Source organism: Peterkaempfera griseoplana (genome assembly GCF_001418575.1).
In the GTDB taxonomy this organism is placed as follows: Bacteria; Actinomycetota; Actinomycetes; order Streptomycetales; family Streptomycetaceae; genus Peterkaempfera; species Peterkaempfera griseoplana.
Genome location: NZ_LIQR01000495.1, coordinates 1 through 3,907 on the forward strand (window position 1 = coordinate 1; position 3,907 = coordinate 3,907).

Genomic DNA, 3,907 nt, shown 5'->3' on the forward strand with positions numbered 1-3,907 from the left:
CCCCGGCCCCCTACGCCGACTGGCTGCTCACGGTCTTCGACCGCTGGGACGCGGCGGGCCGGCCGCTGCCGGTCCGGATCTTCGACTCGGTGCTGCGCACCCTGCGGGGGGAGTCCAGCCTCACCGAGTCGCTGGGGCTGGAGCCGTCCGACCTGGTGGTGGTGGAGACCGACGGCACCCTGGAGCAGGCCGACTCGCTGAAGACCGCCTACGACGGTGCGCCCGCCACCGGGCTGGACGTCTTCCGGCACAGCTTCGACGAGGCCGCCCGCCACCCCGGCATGGTCGACCGCCGGCGCGGTGCCGCCGGGCTCGCCGCGCAGTGCCGCGCCTGCCCTGTCGTCCGGTCCTGCGGCGGCGGCCTCTACGCCCACCGCTACCGGACCGGCAGCGGCTTCACCAACCCCTCCGTCTACTGCGGGGACCTCATGCAGCTGATCACCGGTGTCCGCGACCGCGGCACCCCCGCCCGGCCGGCGCCGCCGCAGGCCGCCCCCGGACCCGCCGACGAGGAGATGGACGAGCTGGCAGCCGGTTTCGGCGGCGCCGAGGCGGTCGGCTCACTGGTCCGCGCCCAGCTCGACCTCAGCCGGGAGCTGCTGGCCGCGGTCTGGCGGCAGGCCCCGGCACCCGCCGGCGCGGCGGCCGCCTGGGAGCTGCTCACCGAGCTGGACAGCGCCGCCCCCGACGCCCTGGACGCGGTGCTGGCACATCCGTACGGCAGGACCTGGGCGGTGCGCTGCCTGGAGGGCCGGCCCGGGGCGGACCCGGGCGGGCTGGCGGAGATCGCCGCGGCGGCCGCGCTGCGGGCCGGGTGTCGGGAGCCGGTGCGGGTGCCCGTGCGCGACGGCGCGGTGCGGCTGCCGACCCTGGGCCGGGTGCTGGTCGGGGGCGGCGGTGAGGCGACGGTGACCGGCCGCCCCGACGGCTTCACCGTGGAGGCGGGCGGCACCGTGCTGCGGATCGCCGGGGAGACCGACGCGGGCGGCCGCTGGCAGCCGCTGCGACACGCCGTCCTGCCGGGCTGGAGCGTCTCCCTGGAGGACGTCGACCCCCACCGGGACGCCCACCAGTGGCCCGTCACCGGGCGACTGCCGGACGCCGAGGCCGGGCGGTGGCGGACGGGCCTGGCGGAGGCCTGGCAGCTGATCGTCCGGGAGCTGCCCGGCTACGCCCCCGGGCTGGCGGCCGGGCTCGGCACGGTGACCCCGCTGCGGGCCCCCGCCGGGCAGGACGTCAGCGCCGCCGCACGACAGGCCTTCGGTGCGGTCGGGATCGCCAGACCCGAACGGGCGGACATCCTGGCACTGCTGCTGATCCATGAGTTCCAGCATGTGAAGCTGGGGGCGGTGCTGGACCTCGTCGACCTCCACGACCCGGCGGACACCCGGCTCTACTACGCCCCCTGGCGGGAGGACCCCCGGCCGCTGGAGGGACTGCTGCAGGGCACCTACGCCCATGTCGCCGTCACCGACTTCTGGCGGGTCCGGCGCCGTACCGCCGAAGGGCCGGCCGCGGCCGAGGCCGAGACGCACTTCGCCCGCTGGCGGGAGCAGACCGCGCGGGCCGTGGAGACCCTGGCCGGCTCGGGTTCGCTGACCGGGGCCGGGCAGCGCTTCGCCGACGGGATGCGGGCCACCCTGGAGCCCTGGCTCGCCGAGCCGGTCGGCCGGGAGGCGGCGGGCCGGGCCCGGCTGTCCGCTGCGCGGCACCGTGAGGCCTGGCAGGCACGTGCCGCGGCGGAGGCCTGAGATGGGCGCACCGGCGGACACCGAGGCCGACCGGCACACCGTGCGGAGCCTCACCCGGGATCTGGCGGCGCTGGGCGTGCGGCGCGGCGACATCCTGCTGGTGCAGGCCTCACTGCGCAGTGTGGGCCCGGTCGAGGGCGGTGCGGCGGCCGTGGTGGAGGCACTGCTGGCCGCTCTCGGGCCGGAGGGCACCCTGGTCGGGTACACCGCCACCCCGGAGAACTCCACCACCTCCGCCCTGCACCGGGAGCGGGTCCGCGGCATGGGGGAGGCGGAACTGGCGGCGTACCTGGACGCGATGCCGGCCTTCGACCCGGACGCCAGCCCGGCCTCGCCCAGCATGGGGCGGCTGGCGGAGCAGATCAGGCTCCTGCCGGGGGCGCTGCGCAGCCACCACCCGCAGACCTCCTTCAGCGCGGTCGGCCCGGCGGCCGCCGAACTGCTGCGCACCCATGCCCTGGAGAGCCATCTGGGGGAGGAGTCGCCGCTGGGTGCCCTGTACCGGGCGGGCGGCCGCTGTCTGCTGATCGGCCCGATCGAGCGGTGCACCGTCTACCACCTCGCCGACTATCGCACCGGGCGGTTCCCGGTGCGCGGCTACCGCTGTGTGGTGCGGGGGCCCGGCGGCGGCCGGGTGTGGCGGGAGTTCCGGGCGCCGGGGGTGTCCGACGACCACCTGGCGGAGATCGACCGTGCGGTACGCGCCCGGATCACCGTGGCCACCGGCACCCTGGGGTCGGCGGACTGCCGGCTGCTGCCGGTGCGTGAGGCGGTGGACGCGGCGGTGGCGGCCATGGGCGGTCCGTGCGGCGGATGAGGCGGCGATTCCGCTGCTGACGCGCTATTCCGCTGATGATTCGTTACTTCCTACACTGATGGTCCTTCATCGGCGGGCGGGGGACGCGCGTGCTAGGACCAGAGGGATCGGGTGAGGGCGGGCCGGCGCCGTACTTCTTCCTCAGCTATGCGCACACTCCCACCAGCGACACCAGGGCCGGCGACCCCGACGCCCTGGTCGACCAGCTGTACGAGGACCTGTGCGCCCATGTGATGCAGCTGACGGACCTCCCCAAGGGCGCAGCGGGCTTCATGGACCGCCGGCTCAACCCGGGGGAGGGCTGGTCGGGCAGCCTGTCCGACGCGCTCTCCCGCTGCCGGGTCTTCGTCCCGCTGTACTCGCCGCGCTACTTCCGCAGCGAACAGTGCGGCAAGGAGTGGTACTCCTTCTCGCAGCGGGCCGCCTACCACCGCGGCGCCGGCCACCGGCGGATGGAGGGGATGGTGCCCGCCCTGTGGGTGCCGGTGCCGCCGGAGTCCATGCCGGGGCCGGCCGAGAGCCTGCAGTTCAACCAGGCGGACTTCGGCGCCGAGTACACCGCCGAGGGGCTGTACGGGCTGGGCCGGCTGAGCTATCTGCGGCAGGAGTACGAGCGGGTGGTGTACCGGCTCGCCCGGCGGATCGTCAGCGTCGCGCAGGAGACCCGGATACCCGCCGGACGGCGTGCCGACTACCGGGAGGTGCCCAGCGCCTTCGGCCCCGGCGACGGACCGCACCAGCTGCGGGTGGTGGTCCTCGCCTGCAGCCACCGGGACGGCGGCGGCGCGCGCTGCACCGACTGCTACGGCGCCTCCCCACTGGACTGGAACCCCTACCACCCCCAGTCCAAGCGGGCGCTGGCCGACCACACCGCCGACCTCGCCCACAGCCTGGACTTCAGGGTGAAGGTCGGCGTCTTCGAGGACGAGATCGACCGCATCCTGGCCGCGGACGTGCCCACCGGCCCCGAGGTGCTGCTGATCGACCGCTGGACCCTCACCGACCGCCGCCACCGCGAGTCCCTGAGACGCCTGGCCGACCGGCACCGCCCCTGGATCAGCGTGATGCTGCCCGCCAACCGGGACCACCCCGACGAGCTGGAGCACGAGGAGGAGCTGCGTGCCGCCACCGAGGAGGCGCTCTCCCGCAAACTCTCGGAGGGGCCGCCGGAGTACCGGCTGACCCGCAGTCTGCTGCCCAGCCTCGACTCGTTCTACGACGACCTGCCGACCGCCGTCCGCCGCGCCTCCCGGCAGTACCTGCGGCACGCCAGGACCTATCCGCCGGAGGGCGAACCGATGAGACGGCCCAGACTCATGGGCCCGGTCGCCCCCGGCTC

3 protein-coding genes are annotated in these 3,907 nt (G+C 75.5%); all 3 read left to right on the forward strand.

Features of this window, described 5'->3' with window-relative positions:
* On the forward strand, nucleotides 1-1,751 hold a 1,751-nt coding region (locus AOK09_RS30845; RefSeq protein ID WP_055590527.1), incomplete at its 5' end, for an aKG-HExxH-type peptide beta-hydroxylase.
* Nucleotide 1,752: 1 nt separating this feature from the next.
* On the forward strand, nucleotides 1,753-2,568 hold the full coding sequence (locus AOK09_RS30850; RefSeq protein ID WP_055590528.1) for an aminoglycoside N(3)-acetyltransferase: 816 nt from the start codon (nucleotides 1,753-1,755) through the stop codon (nucleotides 2,566-2,568).
* A gap of 89 nt (nucleotides 2,569-2,657) precedes the next feature.
* The coding region (locus AOK09_RS30855; RefSeq protein ID WP_055590529.1) for a TIR-like protein FxsC at nucleotides 2,658-3,907 on the forward strand (1,250 nt) is incomplete at its 3' end.